The following is a 22,957-nucleotide window of genomic DNA, read 5'->3' as shown; positions in this document are numbered from 1 at the left end:
GGCCCGGCCGCTATTTGGACGGCGGGAGCGCCGAACCGAGGCCAAGCGTGTTGAGGAACAGCTGTACGTAGCGGTCAACGTCGACGTCGAGGGCAACTTCAGCGGCCTCCCACTCGCCAACCAGGCCGTGCACGATGTCCTCGCCCGGATGCGTACGCTTATCGACGAGCGTCTGGCCGCGGCCGTAGCCGGACAGCTGCACCCGTAGGGGCAGCATCGCCGTCTCCAATGCGCCCGGGTCGACCAGGGCGCAGAGGGCGCCGGCATCGCCGATCAGCCCAGAGTAGTCGGCGTTGCGGCCCGCACCGGGCGCGATCCGGTTGCCGAGGAGCTGACCGACAACGCGGGCGAGGTCGGAGTCGCTGTGCATGAGTGCCGTGGTGACGTGCTCCGGAATCGCAACCTGGTTGAACACGTCGAGTCCGTACATAAAGGTGGGCACGCCGGAATCAAGCACGATGGCCGCGGCTTCCGGGTCGTGCCAAACGTTGAATTCAGCGACGGCGGTGGCGTTGCCAACCGTGGTAGATCCGCCCATGAAGACGATGCGCTCGATGTTGCTGACCACATCGGGGTACTGGCGCAGCAACAGCGCCAGGTTGGTTTGCGGGGCCAGTCCAACCAGGGTGACCGGGTGCGGGCTGGCCACAATCAGCTTGCGCATGAGCTCGACCGAACTGATCGGCTCTGCGCGTCGGTCGGTCGGCGGAAGCTGCAGGGTGCCGAGGCCACCTTCGCCGTGCACGTGCGCGGCCGATCGGGCTGGCTCGAGCAGAGGGCGCCGGGCGCCGGCAGCGACAGGAATATACGGGGCACCTGCGACATCGAGAATACGCAGGGTGTTCTCGACAACGCGCTCGAGCGAGGCATTGCCGGCCACGCAACTAATGCCGAGCACGTTGATGCCCGGGTGAGCGAGCGCGAACAGAATAGCCAGAGCGTCGTCGACCCCGGTGTCAACGTCGAGGATGACGGGGATCGCCTTGAGGGCCGCGGAATTAGTCATCCGCTCACCCTATTACTTTGAATATGCCCCCCAAATCCCATGGGGGGTTTTTGAGCCGTAATCGAGCGCTGTCGGGCGAAGTTCGCACGTGTGAGCGGGCCCCTATCGAACCAGGCGCACCTCGTGCAGTCTCTCGCCGAGCACCTCTTCGTTGCGCTCGAGACCATCCGCGAGGTAGCCATTTCGGGCGTAGAAAGCATGGGCCCGGGGGTTGTCTGCGGCTACCCACAGCGACGACGGGCCCGGGTCGACGACAGAATCGAAGAGCTGCTGGCCAACGCCTAAACCGTGATTGGCCTCGAGCAAGTACATGAAGAACAACTCGTTCGGGGTGGGATGGTCACCGTCGCGCGTCGGTCCGCTGCCGGCGAAGCCCACAATTTCGCCATCGACGAGCACGACATGCTGGCGGTACTGCGCGCCCTGGGCCGTGAAGCGGCCCCAGAGAGCGGCCAGACGCTGCGGCCGCAGCTGCGACAGGGCCGCCTGGCTGAGCAGATGATCGTAGGTTTCATGCCAGCAGGCGGCGTGAACGCGGCCCAGGCTTTCGGCATCTGTTGCACTGACGGGTCGAACGACAACTGTGGTGTTCATGGTTCGACACTAACCGTGTTTGGGAGTGCGTCGTGACGCTCGGATACCGCAAACGGGCCGATCTCGAAAAGAGACCGACCCGTTTTCACTGTTGTTTCAAGCGGATGCTGCGGGATGAGCCCGTGAAGACTAGCCCTGCGAGCGACGCGGAGCCGAACGACCGGCGCCACCCGAGCCCGGTCCGCGAACGAGTCCGCCGACCTGGAGGCTGCCGACGCGCGCTCCGCCGGAACGGCCAGCGGCCGAACCGGAACGAGGTGCGTTGGCGGCGCCAGCCGGACGACCAGATCGCTCGCGACGAGCGCCGCCGGCCGAGGCCGCGTCGCCGCCACGGCCACGGCCGCCGTCGGTGCGCTCGGTGCGGGCACCGTCGCGATTTGCCCCGGAGCGGCTGGCACCGGCATCGCGGCCGCCACGGCTGGAGTCACCGTCACGGCTGGGGCGAGCACTGCGCTCGCCCTGGGCACGGCCGCCCTGCGAACGGCCACCCTGCGAGCGACCGCCCTGGGACTGGCGCTGCTGCTGCGGTGCCTCGACGCGGGGAGCCGGCTTGACGTAGGCGGCGACGTCGCCGACGAGGGCGTCAACGGCGGGAGATGCAGAATCCACGCGCTGCGGGGTCACCTTGATGGCGGCCTTGCGCAGCAGAGCGTCGGTGTCGCGCTTCTGCTCGGGCAGCACCACGGTAACGACGTCACCGGCGCTGCCGGCGCGGGCGGTACGGCCCGAACGGTGCAGGTAGGCCTTGTGCTCGGCCGGCGGGTCAACGTGGATGACCAGTTCGATGTCGTCGACGTGCACGCCGCGAGCGGCGACATCCGTTGCGACGAGAACCTTGACCGTGCCGGCGCTGAACGCGGCCAGGTTGCGGTCACGGGCCACCTGCGAGAGGTTTCCGTGCAGGTCGACGGAGGGAATGCCCGCGTCGGTGAGGCTCTTGGCGAGCTTCTTGGCCTGGTGCTTGGTGCGCATGAAGAGGATGCGACGGCCCGAGCCGCTCGCCAGCTTCTGCACGAGCTCTTTCTTGGCGTCGACGCCGGACACCTCGAAGACGTGGTGGGTCATGGCCGAGACAAAGCTGTTGGCCTCGTCGACCGAGTGCATCACCGGGTCGTGCAGGAAACGCTTGACGATCTTGTCTACGCCGTTGTCAAGGGTGGCGGAGAACAGCATGCGCTGGCCGGTGCCGGGTGTCTTGTCGAGAATGCGGGTGACGACGGGCAGAAAGCCGAGATCGGCCATGTGGTCGGCCTCGTCGAGCACGGTGATCTCGACGGTGTCGAGGTTGACAAAGCCCTGCTTCATGAGGTCTTCGAGCCGGCCGGGGCAGGCCACGACGATATCGACGCCGGCCTTGAGAGCGGCAACCTGACGGCCCTGCGAGACGCCACCAAAGATGGTGGTGGTGTTGAGGCCGTAGGCCTCAGCAAGGGGGGTGATCGCGTTGGTGATCTGGGTGGCGAGCTCGCGGGTCGGCGCGAGGATCAGGCCGAGCGGACGGCCCGGGCGACGCTTGCCGCCGGCGAGGTTGCCGCCGAGGCGCGAGACCATCGGGATGGAGAAGGCCAGGGTCTTGCCCGAGCCGGTCTTGCCACGGCCGAGCACGTCGCGGCCGTTCAAGGTGTCCGGAAGAGTATCGACCTGAATCGGGAAGGCCGTGTCGATTCCCTGGGAAGAGAGAACCTTGACCAGGGGAGCAGGCACGCCGAGCGTGCCAAAGGTTGTAGACAAAATGGTGCCTTTCAGGGCATCAGTCTCCTCGCCCGCTCGCTTTACCGCGCAGCGGTAAGCAAACCAGGAGGATTCACATGGCGAAGGTGCCGAAGGGCACATCCGTTCGCCGTAAGAATGTTTCATTCGAAAAATCAGGCCAGCCCTGGTGGGCCGCCGGATAGAGAAGAGGGCGTTCTACGACGCAGCAAGCGCAACTACGCGTTCGCAAGTACTCCTACTCTAGCGGATGCTGTCAAATCGGCGGCAGAGCCCTAGAAATGGTCGCCGCGGTAGAGCTCGCCGACCGGCACCTCGACGTCGATAATGTTGCCGCCCTGCGGCAGTGGGCAGGCCCACATCGGGTCGTACGCGCAGGAAGGATTATAGGCGAAGTTGAAGTCGAGGATGAGGCTGTCGTCGCCCGTGCCCGGGCCGAGGTCGGCGCCCTTGATGGTGTCGAGAAGGTAGCGTCCACCGCCATAGGTCCCGTCGCTCTTGCCAGCGAGGGCGTCTTTGAGCGGCAGGAACAAGCCGCCGCCGTAACTCGCCAGCCGCCACACGTCGAGCGAACCGAGGTAGGGCAGCCGCACGGTGCCGACCAGGTCGAATGGCACAGTGCCGTCAGTTCCCGTTTCCACGTTCATGCGATACGACTGTTCGGCCCCGTGCACCTCTACCTCGAAGCGCCAGTCGGGATCATAGGCGGCAATCGGCAGTCCGGTGAATGCCGCGCGGTCCTCGCGCAGCAACGGTGACGACGGATGCCCGGCGAACAGTTCATCTCGCCCGGAACGCCACAGTTCATGCCCGCTCGCCGGGCTGGTCGCGCTCAGCTGACGCACCCCCGCGTACAGTCCGGTCACAAGGCGACGCCAGTCGGCGATCTGTAAGGCAGTGAGGGTAGAGCTCATAGTGGCTACGCTACCGCCGAGGGCATGATTCACACGAAGCGATCTGCTACGACTCGGCGTTCCCAGCCTTCTCGGTGTCCTGGGCCTTCTCGGTGTTCTCGGCCTTCTCGGTGGGGGTCACCCGTTGCTCCGAAGGCACGAAGTCCGGGTCGTCGATGCCGATGTCGTACTGCCAGTGGGGCGCGAGATGCTTCAGGCGCAGCATCCGCCATTGCCAGAACGCCCAGAAGGTCGGCCAGAGCGCGATCGTCGCCGGGCGTCCGCGAAAAATGAGCTGGTCGCGGTACAGCGTTTTGCCGGTGCCGGCCGGGTCAGGGGCGATCGCCATGCGGTGGTCCCAGAGCGTGACCGCACTCAGTGCGCCCGACACACCACGACCGGTATCGCGCAGAATTCGCACCCCATCGGCACGGTGCGTCGAATTGGCCAGCCGAATGACCTGGGTGCCCATCGGCACCAGACCGAGCATGGAGAATTCGGCGGGGTGTTCGCCCGGCTCCCAGCGGGTGGGAAAACCGTCGGCTTCGAGCGACTCCACCGCCATGAACGGGCTACTCACCTCACGGAAGACGGCCGGGCTGTGGATGGCGTGCCAGGCGGCATCCGGTGGGCAGTCGAGGATCTCTTTGAGCAGTACGCGCATTGACCCAGTTTGGTCTGCGCGTGGCGTGCGGCACAACTAAATGCAGTACAAATGAAAGGTGGCAATTCGGTTCTGGCTCGGCGTTGTACACCGCGAGCACGTGCTGCGCGGGGTCGATTTGGGCATCGCCCGCGCCAACCGCGGTGCCGGAGACCTCCTCAAGCAAATGGGGGAAGCTGATGGCATCGTCTACTACTCGCCGAAGACCGCGATCGAGGGCGATCCGCTCAGGGAGTTCACCGCGATCGGCCGCATAGCGGATGCCCACGCCTATCAGGTGGGCGACCCGGGTAACTCGTGGCGGCCCTGGCGACGCCGGGCCGACTACGACCTGGATGCCTGGCCCGCGAGCATCCGCCCGCTGTTGTCGGTGCTGCAACTGACCCAGGGCAACCCCAACTGGGGGTTCCAACTGCGGCGCGGCGTGCTTGAAATCTCGCGGCACGACTTCGAGATGATCCGGCAGCAGATGCGGCGGCCTTCTGCCGACGACCGGTAGGGCGTTTGGTCAGTATTTTTTTATTAGACTCAGCGCATGAATGGCGATCTCTGGTGGGTACCCTCGGTCATCGTTGTCGGCCTCGTGGCAGCCGGAGTCTGGGCGCTGGTGGCAGCCTCGCGCCGGCGCACGCGGACCCGGCTCGGGCAGGTGAGCGCGGCCGCCACTGAGCTGGAGCGCAGCGCTTCGAGCAGCTTGGTGCGCGCCGACGACCTCGTGCAGGACGCCAGCGACGAACTCAGTTTTGCCATCGCCCAGTTCGGTGAATCTGCGACGCGGGAGTTTGCGGCGGCGCTCACGACGTCCAAGCATCAGCTCAGCGACGCCTTCGCGCTGCAGCAGAAGCTCGACGACGCTGTGCCGGATACCGCTCTAGAACGCACCCGCTGGAACCAGCAGATTGTTCAATTCGCTGATGAGGCGACCGCCCGGCTGAGCAACCAGGCCCGCAATTTCACCGCCAAACGCGGCGTTGAACGTAATGCCCCGCAGCAGATTGATGAATTGCGCCGACGCCTCGATCGAATGTCTGATCGGGTTGCCGGCGGCGCGAACACCCTGGCCCGACTGGGCTTGAGCTATTCCGCGGCGGCGCTCGCGCCGATCAGCGGCAACGTCGGTCGGGCCGGCACCGCCCTCGAAGGGGCGCGGGCGAGTGCCGATGCCGCGGTTACCCGCCTCGAAGCAGCGTCGCCCGAACCGGTGGGGGAGCAGTTGCAGGCTGCAGAGCACGCCCTATTTCAGGCAACCCAACTGCTCGATGCGATCGAAACCGGCGAAGACCAGCTTCATCGCGGCTTCGCGAACCTGCAACAGGCACTGGATGCTGCCAGCTTGGAACTCGCCGAAGCCCGCGCCCTGCGCGACAATCACGAGGAATCCGACACGAGCGCGTCACTCAATCACGTCATCACCGACGCCGCAGTGGTCCAGGCATCGCTCCGCGAGCCCGTTCGGCTGAGCGACCCGGCCGCAGATCTCTTGACCCTTGAGACAGCGATGAACGGGCTGGACAGCATCCGCTCGGAGGCGCGCAACCGCCAGCTGCGCCTCGACAACGCCCGAACGGCCCTGGCCGGCGCGCTGCTCACCGCGCGCAGCCAGATCACGCTCACCCGAGACTTCGTGGCTGCCAATCGGGGGCGGGTGCACGCCGCCGCGCGCACCCGCCTCGCCGAAGCCGAACGGCAGCTCGCGCTCGCCGTGGCCGAGGGCGACCCGGTGACGGCGCTCGATACCGCGCGTCGAGCGATGACGCACGCAACGGACGCCGACGCCCTCGCCCGCTACGACGTGCACTGACCCGCGGCCGCCGAACGTCGGTCAGCGCGAACGTCGGTCAGCACGAACGTCGGTCAGCGCGAACGTCGGTCAGCGCGGCGTCAGCCGTGGCCCCGCGGAGGCCGCCGCCCGGCGCCGGATGGCCGGTGTGATTTCGCGCCGCAGCCATCTGATGGCGTGGGCCTGGTCGAAGCGGCGCGCGCACAGGCCACAAGCCAGGGGCCGGGTGGGCTGCCGATACCGAAAGTGAGTGTGGCCGGCCGGGCAGATGCCCACCCACGGGGCGAGCTCATTGGCGATCTCGCCGTCGTGGGTGCGCTTGCCGTCGTAGCCGAGGTCGAGTGCCATTTTCTTCCAGCGGGGTCCGTGCCCGGCGCGCGGCCCGGCCAAGGCATGCGCGACCTCGTGCAACAAGATCTGGTGCACGTCGTCGTCGGCATAACGGGAGGCGAGGTAGCGCGAGACAGTGATGTGTTTCGAACTGAAATTGCAGAGGCCTGCCCGCTTCTTGGCATTGTCGAATCCGAAGGTCCAACCGGGGTCGAGGTGCGCCGCGATGAGCGCGTCGGCCCACCGGCGCACCTGCGTGAGATCGGCCATCAGGGCGCCTGCGTTCTCGCGCCGCAAGAGGGCATCCGGGCGAGATGTGTCGTGTGGATCATCAGGGGCCGACCACTACCTGAAAGAGCCGGTCGTCGCCGGCCGCCGGGGAACCCCGGCCATCCGTGTTGTTACTCACAAACCACAGTGTGCCAGCAGGGCCCGACACCACGTCGCGCAACCGGCCATAGTCCTGCGCAAACCACTCGGTGGGTTCGGTTGTGGAGGACGGGCCGGTGATGGGGATGCTCCAGAGTCGTTGACCGCGCAGGCTCGCCATGAAGATGGTGTCGTTCACGATGGTGATGCCGCTCGGGCTGGCCTGGTCGGTCGACCACTGCTGTTGAGGATCGATATAGGCCGCGTCACCGGCTTGGCCTTCGACCAGCGGCCAGCCGTAGTTGCCGCCGGGAACGATGCGGTTGAGCTCGTCCCAGGTGTTCTGGCCGAACTCGCTCGCCCACAGCTGCCCGCGTGAGTCCCAGGCGAGCCCCTGCGGATTTCGGTGCCCGAATGAGTACACCACGGTACTGAAAGGGTTGTCCTCCGGTACGCCGCCGGTCGGTGTCAGGCGCAGAATCTTGCCGCCGAGCGAATCCAAGTTCTGGGCGTTGGCCGTGTCTCCGGCGTCTCCGGCGGTCGCATAGAGCAGGCCGTCCGGCCCGAACGCGATGCGACCACCATTGTGGTTGCCGGCCCGCGGGATCGAATCGAGTACGAGGGTGGGCGCCCCGAGGGTGTGGCTGCCCGGCGAGCCGGCCAGCGGCATCCGCTCGATGCGGTTGTCGGTTGCGGTCGAAAAATAGGCATAGACCCAGCCGGCACCGCCGGGAGCCGCTTCGTCGGCCAGAAAAGCCAGGCCGAGCAGCCCGCCCTCACCATTGGGCTGTGCGGCTTCGATCGTGCCAGCTACGCGCAAGCTGCCGCCGGGAAGTAACTCGCGCACCCGGGTCGTGTCGCGTTCGCTGATGAGGGTGGCGCCGCCGGGCAGTCGCAGAATCGACCACGGAGCCTGAAGCCCCGAGGCGATCACGACAGGTTCTGCGACCGGATGCACCGGCGTCAGGTCCGCGGTCCCGGTCGCGCCGGGCGCGGAGGAGGCTGGTGTCGACGTTATCGGGGTGGCGCGCGGCGCCTCCGCGCTGCACGCGGCCAGAGCTAGAACCAGCAGGGCGGCCGACGCTGTGGCAGTCGCTCGCCGAAACGCATGAAAAGTCACCGTTCACCTCGCCTTCGTGGTGAATACAGCATGCCGTAGAACGCGCCCGACGGCCAGTAGCCCGCCACGACGCACCGTAACTCCTGCAGTTTGCGGCGCCGCTCCCCGGGCGCCGCGAGATTGTGCGGGTGGCTGAGTTGCAGGCATCGAATTGCAGGAGTTATGCGGGAAGGGAATTGGACCCGCGGGCAGCGATGTGCGACTCCACTACTGCAACGGCGAGCAGTGAGCTGTCGAGTTCGTCGGCGTCGGCGCCGTCTTTCTCGCGCAGAAAAACGGCAGCGGTGAAGTCCGCAAGCGCGCCGTCGAGGTTGCCCTGATCGAAGTACACCTTGCCGCGGTGCTGCCGGGCGTAGGCCGCCAGCCGGGTCCACTCGTGCACCTCAGAGTCGAGGATGCAGTGGGTCAGTTCGCTCGCGGCCTCGTCGAGCTTGCCCTGAAACTGCAAAACCTGAGCGCGACGGATGCGACTGGCCACCGCCTGCTCCCGGTTGCCGGTGAAGCGGGACTGGCGCAGCGCCTCGTTCGCAATTTCCCAGGCTTCGTCGAGCCGACCGACCAGACGCAGCAGGGCGACCTTCTCGTTGAGGGCGGCCAGGCTCCGCAGGTTGCCGAGCTCGACGAGCCGCTCGCCGGCGGCCAGCAGGTCAACTTTTTCGCGCAGAGTGATGGGGTCGTAACCGATGATGAAACTCAGGGTGTGTTCCTGTAATGACGAGGGCGGCCGGGGCCGCGCGGGATAAACGGGTGCCCCCAGAATACCGCCGCCGATGCGAATCCGGTCGCAGGTCAGTGCCCAATCTGAAACACCGTGCGGCCGGGCAACGGCGACTGCGTCGACGTCTCGTCGGTCGCCACGAGCGACCCGGCCATGAACTGCTTCAGCTCGGTACCCTCGATCACCTTGGCCGGGTGCGGTCCGTTCGCAAGCAGCCGGGGAATCCAGTTGAGGTCGATCGGGGTGTGCGCGGCGATGAATACGATGTTGCCGAAGCGGCGGCCCTTGAGCACCTGCGTCTCGGCGAATCCGATCACGTGCGGAAACACCGCCGAGAGGGTTGCGGCCTGGCCACGAGCGAACGCGAGGCCGGGGCCATCCGCTACGTTGACGGCGAGCACGCCGCGCGGCGACAGCAGCGGAGCGGCGAGAGCGAAGAATTCGCGGCTCGTGACGTGTTTCGGGGTGCGCGCGCCCGAGAAGATATCCACCACGACAAGGTCGACGGCTCCCTTGAGTCCGGCCGGCAGCTTGCCGAGCACCTCGCGGGCATCGCCGTGGCGCACGCGCAGCTGGGCGCGCTTGTCCCACGGCAAAACCTCCCGCACGAGGTCGATCAGGTCGCTCTCGATCTCGACGACCTGCTGGCGGGAGCCCGGCCGGGTCGCCTCCACATAGCGCGGCAGGGTCAGCGCGCCCGCTCCGAGGTGCACGGCGGTGATTGGCTCGTGTGGTTCCCCGAGCAGGTCGATGACGTGCCCGATGCGCTGGATGTACTCGAAGAACAGCTCATCGGGGTGGTCGATGTTCACGTGCGACTGCGGCGTGCCGTCGACCACGAGCTGAAAGCTGCCGGGGGTGAACCGGTCCGGTTCGATCACCGCCGTGTGCCCGCTCAACTTCAAGACGACAGCCGGATGCTCGTCGGATGCCTCACCCTTACGCCCAGTACTCATGGTTCCAGTCTGCGCCCTGGCTGCTCGCGATCTGCGCGCACCATCTGTTCCGAGAGCATAAGACGTGCCGCTTTGCGGTGGCCAAGCGGGCACTTCGTGAGCTTCTGCGGTGGGCAGTGCGGCGGGTTATACCTGAGAATTTACACATATGCAAGATTCGGGTGGACATCCCGCTAATTGGGGCATATGCTTACTCCTTACGCTCCCAGAAAAACCTTGCCTTCATATTGCGGTCGGCTTTGCGTGTTCAAGCCACCTTGAGGCACATTTCCTACGAGATTCTTTCCTAGGGTCTGCGGAGTCATCACCAATAACAATAACTAGACCTGACGGGGTCCACGGAGGTTATTTCCTTGGCTGCTGCGCGCAACGCAACCACCAACTCACCCAAGAACGGCCGCTCAGCTGAGCGCCTGTCGTTCGCAAAGATCAGCGACCACTTGAACGTTCCGGATCTGCTCGCTTTGCAGACCGAGAGCTTCGACTGGCTAGTCGGCAACGACATCTGGAAGGCTCGCATCGCCGAGGCCCAGAAAGCCGGCCGCCAGGACCTGCCGAATCGCACCGGGCTCGATGAGATCTTCGAGGAGATCTCTCCCATCGAAGACCTCGGCGAAACGATGCAGCTGTCCTTCACCAACCCGGAGCTCGAGCCGGAGAAGTACACCATTGATGAGTGCAAGGAAAAGGGTAAGACCTACTCAGCACCCCTCTACGTGAACGCTGAGTTCATGAACCACCTCACTGGTGAGATCAAGACCCAGACCGTGTTCATGGGTGACTTCCCGTTGATGACCCCCAAGGGCACCTTCGTGATCAACGGCACCGAGCGTGTCGTCGTGTCGCAACTGGTGCGCTCCCCGGGCGTGTACTTCAACCGCGAGCAGGAGAAGACGTCTGACAAGGACATCTACTCCGCCCGCGTCATTCCGAGCCGTGGTGCCTGGCTTGAATTCGAGATCGACAAGCGCGACCAGGTTGGCGTGCGCATCGACCGTAAGCGCAAGCAGTCCGTCACCGTGTTCCTGAAGGCCCTCGGTCTCACCAGCGAGGAGATCCTCGAGGAGTTCAAGGGCTACGCGTCCATCGAGCTCACCCTCGAGAAGGACAACATCCTCACCAAGGAAGAAGCCCTCAAGGACATCTACCGCAAGCTCCGTCCCGGCGAGCAGGTTGCCGCCGAGGCTGCGCGTGCGCTCCTCGACAACTTCTTCTTCAACTCCAAGCGCTACGACCTGGCCAAGGTTGGTCGTTACAAGATCAACCGCAAGCTCGGCCTCGAAGCGCCGCTGAGTGACTCCGTACTGACGCTGGCCGACATCCTGGCCACCATCAAGTACCTGGTTGCCCTGCACGACAACCAGACCACCCTTCCGGGTCTGCGCGACGGCAAGATGACCGACATCAACATTGACATCGACGACATCGACCACTTCGGTAACCGTCGTATCCGTGCTGTTGGCGAGCTCATCCAGAACCAGGTGCGTACCGGCCTGTCCCGCATGGAGCGCGTCGTTCGTGAGCGCATGACCACGCAGGACATCGAAGCGATCACCCCGCAGACCCTGATCAACGTGCGCCCCGTCGTGGCCGCGATCAAGGAGTTCTTCGGTACCTCGCAGCTCTCGCAGTTCATGGACCAGAACAACCCGCTCGCCGGATTGACGCACAAGCGTCGCCTCAGCGCGCTGGGCCCGGGTGGCCTCTCCCGTGACCGCGCCGGCGTCGAGGTGCGAGACGTTCACCCCTCGCACTACGGCCGCATGTGTCCCATTGAGACCCCGGAAGGCCCGAACATCGGCCTGATCGGTTCGCTCGCCTCGTTCGCGCAGATCAATGCGTTCGGTTTCATCGAGACGCCGTACCGTCGTGTACTCAACAACAAGGTCACCGAGACGATCGATTACCTCACCGCGAGCGAAGAGGACGACTTCATCGTCGCCCAGGCCAACGCGCCGCTCACCAAGGACTCGCACTTTGCCGAGGCCCGCGTGCTCGCTCGTAAGAAGGGTGGCGAGGTCGACCTCGTTCCCGCTGAAGACATCGGCTACATGGATGTCTCGCCACGTCAGATGGTGTCGGTCGCGACCAGCCTCATTCCGTTCCTCGAGCACGACGATGCCAACCGCGCACTCATGGGTGCCAACATGCAGCGTCAGGCGGTGCCGCTGCTGCTCAGCGACAGCCCGCTCGTCGGAACCGGCATGGAGGTCTACACGGCCATCGACGCCGGTGACGTGCTCACCGCGCTGAAGCCCGGTGTGGTCTCCGAGGTGTCGGCTGACGTCGTCACCATCCAGCTCGATGAGGGCGGCACGCAGGACTACTACCTGCGCAAATTCTCGCGCTCCAACCAGGGCACGAGCTTCAACCACCGCGTGATCGTCAACGCCGGTGAGCGCATCGAAGCCGGCGAGGTTATCGCCGACGGACCCGCCACCGACCAGGGCGAACTCGCCCTCGGAAAGAACCTGCTCGTGGCATTCATGCCGTGGGAAGGCTACAACTTCGAGGACGCGATCATCCTGAGCCAGAACCTGGTCAAGGACGACACCCTCTCCTCGATTCACATCGAAGAGTACGAAGTGGATGCCCGCGACACTAAGCTGGGTAAGGAAGAGATCACTCGCGACCTTCCCAACGTGTCCCCGGACTTTCTCGCCGACCTCGACGAGCGTGGCATCATCCGTATCGGAGCCGAGGTTCGCCCCGGCGACATCCTCGTGGGCAAGGTCACGCCGAAGGGCGAGACCGAGCTTTCCGCCGAGGAGCGCCTGCTGCGCGCCATCTTCAACGAGAAGAGCCGCGAAGTTCGCGACACGAGCTTGAAGGTTCCCCACGGTGAGCGCGGCACCATCATCGGTGTCAAGGTATTCGACTCGCAGGACGGCGACGACGAGCTCGGCTCGGGCGTCAACCAGCGCGTGGTCGTGTTCATTGCCCAGAAGCGCAAGATCACCGAGGGTGACAAGCTCGCCGGCCGTCACGGCAACAAGGGTGTCATCTCCCGCATTCTGCCGATCGAGGACATGCCGTTCCTCGCCGACGGAACCCCGGTCGACATCATCCTCAACCCGCTCGGTATCCCCGGTCGCATGAACTTCGGCCAGGTGCTCGAAACGCACCTCGGTTGGATTGCGAAGCAGGGCTGGAACGTCGAGGGTAAGCCGAAATGGGCTGCTCGTCTTCCGGAGCACGCCTTCAGCGCCGCCCCCGGCACGAAGGTCGCCACCCCGGTATTCGACGGTGCGCTCGAGATCGAGATCGAGGGTCTCCTGGACTCCACGACCCTGACCCGCGACGGTGAGCGCCTCATCGGTTCCACCGGAAAGACCCAGCTCTTCGACGGCCGCTCCGGCGAGCCGTTCCCGATGCCGGTGTCCGTTGGATACATGTACATCCTGAAGCTCCACCACCTGGTCGACGACAAGATCCACGCTCGTTCGACCGGCCCGTACTCCATGATCACGCAGCAGCCGCTGGGTGGTAAGGCGCAGTTCGGTGGACAGCGTTTCGGTGAGATGGAGGTGTGGGCGCTCGAAGCATACGGAGCCGCCTACGCCCTACAGGAACTCCTGACCATCAAATCTGACGATATCCTCGGCCGCGTCAAGGTGTACGAAGCCATCGTCAAGGGTGAGAACATCCAGGAACCCGGCATTCCCGAGAGCTTCAAGGTTCTGATCAAGGAAATGCAGTCGCTGTGCTTGAACGTCGAGGTGCTCTCGGCCGATGGCACCGCAGTCAGCCTGCGCGACACGGATGATGAGGTGTTCCGCGCTGCGGAAGAGCTCGGCATCAATATTTCCACCCGGTTTGAGTCGTCGTCCATCGACGACATCTAAGCCTGGCCCGAAGAAACTTCGAAAACTTTCCAAGGAGAGAAATTGCTCGACGTAACAACATTTGACGAGCTTCGTATTGGCCTGGCTACCGCTGACGACATCCGTCGTTGGTCGCACGGTGAGGTCAAGAAGCCCGAAACCATCAACTACCGCACGCTCAAGCCGGAAAAAGACGGCCTGTTCGGTGAGCAGATCTTCGGCCCCTCGCGGGACTGGGAATGCTCGTGTGGCAAGTACAAGCGTGTTCGCTTCAAAGGAATCGTCTGCGAGCGTTGCGGTGTAGAGGTCACGAAGTCGTCGGTGCGCCGTGAGCGCATGGGCCACATCGAACTCGCTGCCCCGGTCACGCACATCTGGTACTTCAAGGGTGTGCCCTCGCGTCTCGGCTACCTGCTGGACATGGCTCCGAAGGACCTCGAAAAGGTCATCTACTTCGCCGCATACATGGTCATCACGGTTGACGAAGACGGTCGCCACCAGGACATGCCCGGCCTCGAGAACGAGCTGCGTCTCGAACTCAAGACCATCGAGTCGAGCCGCGACTCGCGTATCGCCGATCGCCTGCAGCGCCTCGAAACCGACCTCGCAGCACTAGAGGCCGAAGGCGCCAAGAGCGACCAGAAGAAGCGCACGAAAGACGCCGCCGAAAAGGAAATGGGCCAGGTTCGTAAGTCCCTGGACGAGCAGATCGCGCATCTCGAGCGCGTGTGGGAAGACTTCCGCACCCTCAAGGTCGGCGACCTGAAGCCGGAAGATTCCGTTTTCCACGAGCTCCAGGACCGTTTCGGCATGTACTTCGAGGCCTACATGGGCGCCGAAGCCATCAAGAAGCGCCTCGAGGCCTTCGACCTGGTCACCGAGAGCGAAAACCTGCACCTGCAGATCGCCGAGGGCAAGGGTCAGAAGAAGATCCGCGCCATCAAGCGCCTGCGCGTGGTCAACGCGTTCATCATGACCGGCAACTCGCCGGCCGGAATGGTGCTCGACGTCGTTCCCGTGCTCCCGCCGGAACTGCGCCCGATGGTTCAGCTCGACGGTGGCCGGTTTGCCACGAGCGACCTGAACGACCTCTACCGTCGTGTGATCAACCGCAACAACCGCCTGCGTCGTCTGCTCGACCTCGGTGCTCCCGAGATCATCGTGAACAACGAAAAGCGCATGCTGCAGGAGGCCGTCGACGCACTGTTCGACAACGGTCGTCGTGGTCGCCCCGTTACCGGTACCGGTAACCGCGCCCTGAAGTCCCTGAGCGACATGCTCAAGGGAAAGCAGGGTCGGTTCCGTCAGAACCTGCTCGGCAAGCGCGTGGACTACTCGGGCCGTTCGGTCATCGTGGTCGGTCCGCAGCTGAAGCTGCACCAGTGTGGTCTGCCCAAGCAGATGGCGCTCGAGCTGTTCAAGCCGTTCGTGATCAAGCGCCTGATCGATTTGAGCCACGCTCAGAACATCAAGGCCGCCAAGCGCATGGTCGAGCGCTCACGTCCGCAGGTCTGGGACGTGCTCGAGGAGATCATCCGCGAGCGCCCCGTCATGCTCAACCGTGCACCCACCCTGCACCGCTTGGGCATCCAGGCCTTCGAGCCTCAGCTCGTTGAAGGTAAGGCGATCCAACTGCACCCGCTCGTCTGCGCGGCGTTCAACGCCGACTTCGACGGTGACCAGATGGCTGTCCACCTTCCGCTTTCCGTTGAGGCCCAGGCCGAGGCACGCATCCTGATGCTCGCCTCGAACAACATCCTCAAGCCGTCTGACGGCCGCCCGGTGACCCTGCCCACCCAGGACATGATCATCGGTCTTCACCACCTCACCACGATGAAGGAAGGTGTGGTCGGAGAAGGCCGTGCTTTCTCCAGCGTGTCAGAGGCCATTCTCGCGTTCGACCAGAAGTCGCTCGACCTGAATGCCAAGGTGCGCATCCGCTTGACCGACAAGTACTTCACCGAGGGCACGCAGCCCGACGGTGTCGAACTGGTCAACGGTCAGGCTGTCGGAACCGTTCTGGTCACCACGAGCCTTGGCCGCGCCATCTTCAACGAGGCGCTCCCGGCCGACTACCCGTACTTCGAAGACGTTGCCAACAAGGTCACCATGTCGACCATTGTCAACGACCTCGCGGAGCGGTACGTCAAGGTAGAGGTTGCTGCAACCCTCGACCGGATCAAGGATGCCGGTTTCTACTGGGCAACCCGTTCCGGCGTGACCGTCGCGCTCAGCGACATCCTGACGCCTCCGAACAAGAAGGAGATCGTCGCCGGTTACGAGAAGCAGGCTGCCAAGGTTCAGGCGCAGTTCGAGAAGGGTCTCACGACCGACCTCGAGCGTCGCCAAGAGCTGATCCAGATCTGGACTCGTGCCACGGAAGACGTCGCCGCAGCAATGCAGTCGAACTTCCCGGCCGATAACACCATCAACCGCATGGTCACCTCTGGTGCTCGTGGTAACTGGCTGCAGGTGCGCAACATCGCCGGCATGCGAGGCCTCGTGAACAACCCGAAGGGTGAGATCATCCCTCGCCCGATCATCTCGAGCTACCGCGAAGGCCTGTCCGTCGCCGAGTACTTCATTGCTACTCACGGTGCTCGTAAGGGACTGGCCGACACGGCTCTGCGTACCGCTGACTCGGGGTACCTCACCCGTCGTCTCGTGGACGTCTCGCAGGATGTCATCATCCGCGAAGACGACTGCGGAACGACGAAGGGTCTCGAACTGCCCATCGCCGGAACCGACGCCACGACCGGTGCGCTCCTGCGTGACGAAGATGGCGGACTGCTGGTCGACTTCAACGTCGAGAACGCGGTCTACGCTCGCAGCCTGGCCGCAGCCGCGGTCAACGCTGCCGGTGAGGTCATCGCCGACGCCGGAGACGACGTCGGAGACGTGCTCATCGCCAAGCTCATCGCCGGTGGTGTCGAAACCATCAAGGTGCGCTCGGTACTCACCTGTGAGTCGGCTGTCGGTGTGTGTGCGGTCTGTTACGGCCGGTCGCTCGCTACGGGCCAGCTCGTCGACATCGGTGAGGCCGTCGGTATCATCGCCGCGCAGTCCATCGGTGAGCCCGGCACCCAGCTGACCATGCGTACCTTCCACACGGGTGGGTCGGCATCCGCTGACGACATCACCCAGGGTCTGCCGCGTGTTCAGGAGCTGTTCGAGGCGCGTACCCCCAAGGGTGCGTCACCCATCGTCGACTCCGCCGGACGCATCACGATCGAGGATTCGGACAAGGGCCGCAAGGTCATCCTGACCCCCGACAATGGCGACGAAGCAATCGCCTACCCGGTGCTGAAGCGTTCGACCCTTCTCGTTGAGGATGGTCAGCACGTCGATCTCGGACAGCAGATCATCATCGGCGCCGTCGACCCGAAGGAAGTTCTTCGCGTCAAGGGTGTTCGCGCGGTGCAGAAGCACCTCGTCTCCGGTGTGCAGGAGGTCTACCGTTCGCAGGGTGTACCGATTCACGACAAGCACATCGAGGTCATCGTTCGCCAGATGCTTCGCAAGGTGACCGTCGTCGAACACGGTGACACTGGACTGCTCCCGGGCGAGCTCGTTGACCGGTTGAAGTACAACGACCTCAACCGCACCGCGCTCACCGAGGGCAAGAAGACGGCATCCGCTCGCCAGGAGGTCATGGGTATCACCAAGGCTTCCCTCGCGACGGAGTCCTGGCTGTCGGCCGCTTCCTTCCAGGAGACCACCCGGGTTCTGACCCAGGCGGCCATGGAAGGCAAGAGCGACCCGCTGATGGGCCTCAAGGAGAACGTCATCATCGGTAAGTTGATCCCGGCCGGCACCGGTCTTCCCCGCTACCGCGACGTTAGCGTCGAGGCAACGGAAGAGGCCAAGGCTGAGCGTTACCCGAACCGCATCTTCACCGAAGATGCCACGTTCGCTGAGGGCGACCTGAGCTTCGTCGACTTCGACAGTTTCTCGTCGGACGACCTGACTCCGGGAACGTACAACTAGTACCCAGCAGCTCTCAACGGATGGCCCCTGCTTCGGCAGGGGCCATCCGTCGGTTAAATAGACCTGCGACGGGCTGGCGAACGGATGCCGTGGGGCGGCTTCGCGCGCCGCCCTCCGTCGCCGGGCCCACCTTGTGAACGCGGGCCCAGTTTATAGACTGGGCCCGCGGACGGGGCCCGGGCCCCGTCCGCACAGGGGGCGGTCGGGGAGAGGGCGCGGGGGCCGTATACTCGAGCTTTAGAGTACACGTAACCAGTTCGGGGGAGAACCGCGTGGCAACCCTGACCGAGATTCTCATCCTGCACGGTCTGCTTCCGATCGAAGCCCTCGACACCCTGCTAGCGGGGGATCCTGCCGATGAGGGCGCCGTTCGGGGGCTGGTTGATAGTGGAGTGATCACCGAGTTGCAGTTCGCAAAGGCGCGGGCCGCCCAGGCCAACCTTCCCTTTGTCGAATTGCTCGAGTATGCGGTCGAAGCGAGTGCCCTCGCCCTCGTGTCGGCGCTGCTCTGTCGACGACACGAAGTGCTGCCAATCGGAATTGACGGCGGGCGGCTCGTGCTCGCTATGGTCGACCCCGGCAATGTGTTCGCGCTCGACGATGTCGGCGAAGCGTCTCGACTGCGAGTGTCCCCGGTGGTGGCCGAACGCAGCGACCTGCTCGCGGCGATCGCGCGCTTCCATCGCGCCGATGACGAACTCAGTAACCTCACCACCGCACTCGAGGAGGAGAACGATTCGAGTATGGCGGCGCCTGAGGCGTCCGATGAGGCGCGCGACGATGCCGCACCCATTGTGCGCTTCGTCAATTTGCTGGTGAGTCAGGCCATTCAGGATAAGGCCAGCGATATACACATCGAACCGGGTGAGGTCAGCCTGCGAGTGCGATACCGCATCGACGGTGTTCTGCACGAGATGCCGAGCGCACCGAAGAGCATTCAGAACGGTGTCATCAGTCGCCTGAAAATCATGGCCGACATCGACATCGCCGAGCGCCGCAAACCGCAGGACGGCCGTATGTCCGTCAGCCACGGTGGCCGCAAGATCGACCTGCGCGTGGCCACCCTGCCGACGGTCTGGGGTGAAAAGGTCGTCATGCGTATCCTCGACAACTCGACCACGAGCATGGACCTGCGCGATCTGTCCCTGCTCGACCACAACTATGACGCCTTCAAAACGGCATACTCGAAGCCTTACGGAATGATCCTGGTGACCGGGCCCACCGGGTCGGGCAAGTCGACGACCCTCTACACGACCCTGTACTCGGTGGCTCGCCCGGAGATCAATGTGATCACCGTCGAAGATCCGGTGGAATATCGCATGGTCGGTATCAACCAAGTGCAGGTGAATCCGAAGGCGGGACTCACCTTCGCGAGTGCTCTGCGCAGCATTCTGCGGTGCGATCCCGATGTCGTTCTGCTCGGTGAGATTCGCGACCACGAGACCGCCCAGATCGCTATCGAGGCAGCGCTCACCGGGCACCTCGTGCTCTCCACCCTGCACACCAATAACGCACCGAGCGCGATCACGCGTCTCACCGAAATGGGAATCGAACCCTTTCTCGTGGGCAGCGCGCTCGACTGCGTCGTCGCCCAGCGCCTGGCCCGCCGCTTATGCGAACGCTGCAAAATTCCGGACCTTCGGAGCCGGGAGCAGCTCGCGCACCTGCGATTTCCGCTCGAACCGGAGCTGGCGCTGCCCGTCATCTATCAAGCGAACGGATGCGCCAGCTGCTCCAATACCGGCTACCGTGGGCGGCTTGCCGTGCACGAGGTGATGACGGTGACCGAGGAGATCGAACGGCTGTGCGTGGCGCGTGCGTCGAGCGCGGAGATCGCGCACACCGCCCAGGAGCAGGGAATGGTCAGCCTCCGGGACGATGGCTGGGCCAAAGTCGGGCTCGGGTTCACCTCGGTGGACGAAATTCTGCGAGTGGTCGCTTAGGTCGAAAGGACAGTCACGATGAGTCAGGAAATTTACGAGATTCCGGTCACGCCGCCGGGCGTCGCTGCGGAAAGCTGGCCGCTCGACGACCCCGATCTTGACGTCGGGCCGGACCCCGCGCTGGTCGCGGCGCTGCGCGAGGTTGTCGTTCAGAGCGCCTCCGACCTGCACGTGACGGTGGGGGCGCCGCCGTGCATCCGCCTCGACGGCGGGCTGCGGCCGATTGCCGGCGCCGCGGTGTGGAAGCGTGACAAGGTCGCCACGGCGTTGTTCAGCCTGCTGACCCGCGAGCAGCGGCGCCAGTTCGAAGAGGAACTCGAGCTCGACTTCGCCTACACGACCGCGGGAGCCCGGTTCCGGGTGAATTACTTTCAGCAGCGTGGGAGCGTAGGTGGTGCTTTTCGCCTGATTCCCGGGGCGATCAAACAGCTCGGCGAGCTCGGTGTGCCCGATGCTGTGGCCCAGTTCGCTCAGCTGCCCCGAGGCCTGGTGCTCGTGACCGGTCCCACCGGATCAGGTAAGTCGACGACCCTGGCCGCGCTCATCGACCTGGTCAACCGCACCCGGGCCGACCACATCGTCACGGTGGAAGACCCGATCGAGTTTCTGCACCAGCACCAGAAATCCCTGATCAACCAGCGTGAGGTCGGCCACGACACCCATAGTTTCGCATCCGCTCTCAAACACGTGCTGCGTCAGGACCCCGATGTGATTCTTATCGGTGAATTGCGCGACCTCGAGACGGTCTCGGTGGCCCTGACCGCGGCCGAGACCGGCCACCTCGTGTTCGCGACCCTGCACACCCAGGATGCCGCTCAGACCATCGACCGGGTCATCGACGTGTTTCCGCCGTACCAGCAGGGGCAGGTGCGGGCCCAGCTCGCTGCGACCCTGCAGGGCGTCGTCTGCCAGGCATTGGTGAAGAAGGTCGGCGGCGGCCGGGTCGTCGCGACCGAAATTCTCATCGTCACGCCAGCCGTCGCCAACCTCATTCGCGAGGGCAAGACCTACCAGATCGCCTCCGCCATGCAGGCCGGACGAGCCCTGGGCATGCACACTATGGACCAGCACCTCGCCGAACTCGTCAACGCCGGGTCGATCACCCGCAAGGCCGCTGAAGACAAGGCGCAGGACCAGGAGAGCCTCGCCCAACTGATACGCAAATCGGACAGCAGCGACCTCGCCGCCGGGCCGTCGGGGTTTGACGGCATCGACTTCGGCGACTCGTACTCCAACCGGGAACAGCAATGACCGCCAGTGGTGTTTTCGCGTACAAGGGCCGCACCGCGGTCGGCAAGATCGTCACCGGTCGACTGGATGCCGCCTCCGAGAACGCCGCAATGCAGCGCCTGCGCGGCATGGGGCTCGCGCCGATTTCGGTGGCTGAGGTCAACGTGGGTACCGGGCTCAAACGAGAAGTGCGCATACCCGGTTTCAGCAAGGGAATCGGGCTGAAGGACCTCGCCGTCATGAGTCGACAGATGGCGACCATGACGAGTGCCGGGCTGTCCCTGCTGCGTACCCTGAACATCCTTTCGGAGCAGACCGAGAACCCTCAACTTGCCCGCATTCTGGCGACCATTCGCACCGAGGTGGAGACCGGGTCGTCGCTCTCCGAGGCGATGATGAAACACGCCGCAGTGTTCCCCCCGATCATGATCAACCTCGTGCGGGCCGGGGAGACCGGCGGTTTTCTTGAAAGCTCACTCACCTCGGTGGCCGCCAACTTCGAGTCGGAGGTGAAATTACGCGACACGATCAAGTCCGCGCTCGCGTACCCGGTCGTGGTGCTCATCATGGCCGTGCTTGCTGTAATCGGCATGCTGATCTTCATCGTGCCGGTGTTTGAGAAGATGTTCGCGGGCCTCGGCGGGGAGTTGCCGCTGCCGACCCAGTTTCTCGTAGTGCTGTCGAAAATGATGGTCTGGCTCGGGCCGCTGCTGCTCGTGCTCGGCGCCGCCTGTGCGTTCTGGTGGCGCACCAACAAGAACACCGAAGCGGTTCGTCGCCGGGTCGACCCGTTCAAGCTCAAGTTGCCGGTGTTCGGGCCCTTGCTCATGAAGCTCGCCATTGCGCGGTTCAGCCGAAACTTCTCGACCATGATCGCCGCCGGCGTACCCATCTTGCAGTCGCTGGCCATTGTCGGCGAGACAAGCGGAAACTGGGTTATTGAATCCGCGCTGCGCAAAGTGGCCGAGTCGGTGCGCCAAGGCGGGTCGATCGCCGGGCCGCTGGCACAGGCGCCGATCTTCCCACCTATGGTCGTGCAGATGATCGCCGTCGGCGAAGACGCCGGCGCCCTCGAGCAGATGCTCGCCAAGGTTGCTGACTTCTACGACCAGGAGGTGCAGGCCACCACGGAACAGCTCACGGCACTCATCGAGCCGCTGATGATCGCGTTCATCGGAGTGGTGATCGGCGGCATGATCGTCGCCCTCTATCTGCCCATGTTCAGCATCTTTGAATACGTGAAATAGCCGGTCTGGGATTGCTGGCATAAGTTTTCGTGATGGCCCCCAATTAAGGGTAGAAAACCGTAAGATCAGATCTAGTGAGAGTGTGGCATTCTCCATATTCCCACTTTCCCACGCCCACAGCAGATCCACAGCATAAGGAAACCACGCTCATGATCCGACCTCTAATCCACCGCACCCTGCACGCACTCTCCCGCACCCGCACGGCGATTCGAGAACGGCAACAGGGCTTCACCCTCATCGAGCTGCTCGTGGTCGTGCTCATCATCGGCGTGCTCGCCGCCGTGGCGATTCCGATCTTCCTCAACCAGCAGGAGGGCGCCAAGGACAGCGCCGTCAAAGCCCAGATCACCCAGGCGAAGACCGCCGTTGTCGCCGAGATGGTCACCAAGGGATTCCCGGCGAGCCTCGATGTCGCGAGCGCGTACACCGAGAGCAAAGAGGTCGTCGTCGTGCTGACCGGGTCGGCCACCGCCTTCTGCATCGAGGGAACATTTAAGGATTCCGATCACTCCTTCGCCATTGATGACAACGGCGCCGCACTCGAAGGCACCTGTAGCGCCGCCTTCCTCGCGGGTCCGTAACCGCG

The 22,957-nt window shown here is 64.3% G+C and carries 18 protein-coding genes; 9 read left to right on the top strand and 9 right to left on the bottom strand.

What is annotated here, in order from left to right:
• Positions 1 to 10: 10 nt before the first annotated feature.
• The 5 genes from CXY74_RS11360 to CXY74_RS11340 form a co-directional block, all read right to left on the bottom strand.
• Positions 11 to 1,006 carry a nucleoside hydrolase gene (locus tag CXY74_RS11360; RefSeq protein WP_104200512.1) on the bottom strand — a complete coding sequence of 332 codons (996 nt, stop codon included), beginning with the start codon at positions 1,004 to 1,006 and terminating at the stop codon, positions 11 to 13.
• A gap of 102 nt (positions 1,007 to 1,108) precedes the next feature.
• A complete protein-coding gene (locus tag CXY74_RS11355; RefSeq protein WP_104200511.1) occupies positions 1,109 to 1,600 on the bottom strand; it encodes a GNAT family N-acetyltransferase in 492 nt (163 codons plus the stop codon).
• 129 nt (positions 1,601 to 1,729) lie between these two features.
• Positions 1,730 to 3,334 carry a DEAD/DEAH box helicase gene (locus tag CXY74_RS11350; protein WP_104200574.1) on the bottom strand — a complete coding sequence of 535 codons (1,605 nt, stop codon included), beginning with the start codon at positions 3,332 to 3,334 and terminating at the stop codon, positions 1,730 to 1,732.
• A gap of 251 nt (positions 3,335 to 3,585) precedes the next feature.
• Complete coding sequence (locus tag CXY74_RS11345; RefSeq protein WP_104200510.1) at positions 3,586 to 4,224, bottom strand: DUF1684 domain-containing protein; 639 nt, start codon at positions 4,222 to 4,224, stop codon at positions 3,586 to 3,588.
• Positions 4,225 to 4,270: 46 nt separating this feature from the next.
• Positions 4,271 to 4,867 (bottom strand): hypothetical protein, encoded by a 597-nt coding sequence (locus CXY74_RS11340; RefSeq protein ID WP_199183211.1) that lies wholly within the window; start codon positions 4,865 to 4,867, stop codon positions 4,271 to 4,273.
• A gap of 58 nt (positions 4,868 to 4,925) precedes the next feature.
• Here CXY74_RS11340 and CXY74_RS11335 point away from each other — a divergent pair, with 58 nt between their 5' ends.
• Both CXY74_RS11335 and CXY74_RS11330 read left to right on the top strand, forming a co-directional pair.
• Positions 4,926 to 5,366, top strand: coding sequence for an EVE domain-containing protein (locus tag CXY74_RS11335; RefSeq protein ID WP_233193347.1), 441 nt, complete (start codon positions 4,926 to 4,928; stop codon positions 5,364 to 5,366).
• A 36-nt stretch (positions 5,367 to 5,402) separates the two neighbouring features.
• The gene (locus CXY74_RS11330; protein WP_104200509.1) at positions 5,403 to 6,668 is read left to right on the top strand and encodes a hypothetical protein; all 1,266 of its coding nucleotides are present in this window, start codon (positions 5,403 to 5,405) and stop codon (positions 6,666 to 6,668) included.
• 69 nt (positions 6,669 to 6,737) lie between these two features.
• On the opposite strand, the gene CXY74_RS11325 is transcribed toward CXY74_RS11330, so the two are convergent.
• The 3 genes from CXY74_RS11325 to CXY74_RS18015 form a co-directional block, all read right to left on the bottom strand.
• Positions 6,738 to 7,247 carry a SprT-like domain-containing protein gene (locus tag CXY74_RS11325; protein WP_104200508.1) on the bottom strand — a complete coding sequence of 170 codons (510 nt, stop codon included), beginning with the start codon at positions 7,245 to 7,247 and terminating at the stop codon, positions 6,738 to 6,740.
• 61 nt (positions 7,248 to 7,308) lie between these two features.
• Entirely contained in the window at positions 7,309 to 8,466 is a 1,158-nt protein-coding gene (locus tag CXY74_RS11320) for a sorbosone dehydrogenase family protein (RefSeq protein WP_104200507.1), read from the bottom strand.
• A gap of 160 nt (positions 8,467 to 8,626) precedes the next feature.
• Complete coding sequence (locus tag CXY74_RS18015) at positions 8,627 to 8,848, bottom strand: hypothetical protein (protein ID WP_233193346.1); 222 nt, start codon at positions 8,846 to 8,848, stop codon at positions 8,627 to 8,629.
• 18 nt (positions 8,849 to 8,866) lie between these two features.
• On the opposite strand from CXY74_RS18015, the gene CXY74_RS18010 reads away from it, so the two are divergent.
• Positions 8,867 to 9,178 (top strand): hypothetical protein, encoded by a 312-nt coding sequence (locus CXY74_RS18010; protein ID WP_233193345.1) that lies wholly within the window; start codon positions 8,867 to 8,869, stop codon positions 9,176 to 9,178.
• A 77-nt stretch (positions 9,179 to 9,255) separates the two neighbouring features.
• Here the strand turns inward: CXY74_RS18010 and CXY74_RS11310 are convergent, their stop codons facing one another.
• On the bottom strand, positions 9,256 to 10,140 hold the full coding sequence (locus CXY74_RS11310; RefSeq protein WP_104200506.1) for a spermidine synthase: 885 nt from the start codon (positions 10,138 to 10,140) through the stop codon (positions 9,256 to 9,258).
• A 353-nt stretch (positions 10,141 to 10,493) separates the two neighbouring features.
• Here CXY74_RS11310 and rpoB point away from each other — a divergent pair, with 353 nt between their 5' ends.
• The 6 genes from rpoB (at position 10,494) to CXY74_RS18310 (ending at position 22,952) form a co-directional block, all read left to right on the top strand.
• Positions 10,494 to 13,985, top strand: coding sequence for a DNA-directed RNA polymerase subunit beta (gene rpoB / locus CXY74_RS11305; RefSeq protein WP_104200505.1), 3,492 nt, complete (start codon positions 10,494 to 10,496; stop codon positions 13,983 to 13,985).
• 42 nt (positions 13,986 to 14,027) lie between these two features.
• A complete protein-coding gene (locus tag CXY74_RS11300; protein WP_104200504.1) occupies positions 14,028 to 17,951 on the top strand; it encodes a DNA-directed RNA polymerase subunit beta' in 3,924 nt (1,307 codons plus the stop codon).
• Between the two features lie 272 nt (positions 17,952 to 18,223).
• Positions 18,224 to 19,894, top strand: a complete 1,671-nt coding sequence (locus tag CXY74_RS11295; RefSeq protein ID WP_104200503.1) for a GspE/PulE family protein — start codon at positions 18,224 to 18,226, stop codon at positions 19,892 to 19,894.
• 18 nt (positions 19,895 to 19,912) lie between these two features.
• On the top strand, positions 19,913 to 21,145 hold the full coding sequence (locus CXY74_RS11290; RefSeq protein ID WP_104200502.1) for a type IV pilus twitching motility protein PilT: 1,233 nt from the start codon (positions 19,913 to 19,915) through the stop codon (positions 21,143 to 21,145).
• A complete protein-coding gene (locus tag CXY74_RS11285; protein WP_104200501.1) occupies positions 21,142 to 22,371 on the top strand; it encodes a type II secretion system F family protein in 1,230 nt (409 codons plus the stop codon). Before CXY74_RS11290 ends, CXY74_RS11285 begins: the two co-directional genes overlap by 4 nt.
• 149 nt (positions 22,372 to 22,520) lie before the next feature.
• A complete protein-coding gene (locus CXY74_RS18310; protein WP_104200500.1) occupies positions 22,521 to 22,952 on the top strand; it encodes a type IV pilin protein in 432 nt (143 codons plus the stop codon).
• Positions 22,953 to 22,957: the final 5 nt, after the last annotated feature.

It is taken from the genome of Cryobacterium sp. Y29 (assembly GCF_002929825.1).
In the GTDB taxonomy this organism is placed as follows: Bacteria; Actinomycetota; Actinomycetes; order Actinomycetales; family Microbacteriaceae; genus Cryobacterium.
Note: the sequence above shows the minus strand (reverse complement) of the source record. Positions and strands in the feature narration are given on the sequence as shown.

Bases quoted from the DNA above. Each gene is read 5' to 3' on its own strand.
- CXY74_RS11325 (WP_104200508.1), bottom strand. From the start codon at position 7,247: ATGGCCGATCTCACGCAGGTGCGCCGGTGGGCCGACGCGCTCATCGCG.
- CXY74_RS11310 (WP_104200506.1), bottom strand. From the start codon at position 10,140: ATGAGTACTGGGCGTAAGGGTGAGGCATCCGACGAGCATCCGGCTGTC.
- CXY74_RS11285 (WP_104200501.1), top strand. From the start codon at position 21,142: ATGACCGCCAGTGGTGTTTTCGCGTACAAGGGCCGCACCGCGGTCGGC.
- CXY74_RS18310 (WP_104200500.1), top strand. From the start codon at position 22,521: ATGATCCGACCTCTAATCCACCGCACCCTGCACGCACTCTCCCGCACC.
- CXY74_RS11345 (WP_104200510.1), bottom strand. From the start codon at position 4,224: ATGAGCTCTACCCTCACTGCCTTACAGATCGCCGACTGGCGTCGCCTT.
- CXY74_RS11290 (WP_104200502.1), top strand. From the start codon at position 19,913: ATGAGTCAGGAAATTTACGAGATTCCGGTCACGCCGCCGGGCGTCGCT.
- CXY74_RS11330 (WP_104200509.1), top strand. From the start codon at position 5,403: ATGAATGGCGATCTCTGGTGGGTACCCTCGGTCATCGTTGTCGGCCTC.
- CXY74_RS11340 (WP_199183211.1), bottom strand. From the start codon at position 4,867: ATGCGCGTACTGCTCAAAGAGATCCTCGACTGCCCACCGGATGCCGCC.
- CXY74_RS11360 (WP_104200512.1), bottom strand. From the start codon at position 1,006: ATGACTAATTCCGCGGCCCTCAAGGCGATCCCCGTCATCCTCGACGTT.
- CXY74_RS11355 (WP_104200511.1), bottom strand. From the start codon at position 1,600: ATGAACACCACAGTTGTCGTTCGACCCGTCAGTGCAACAGATGCCGAA.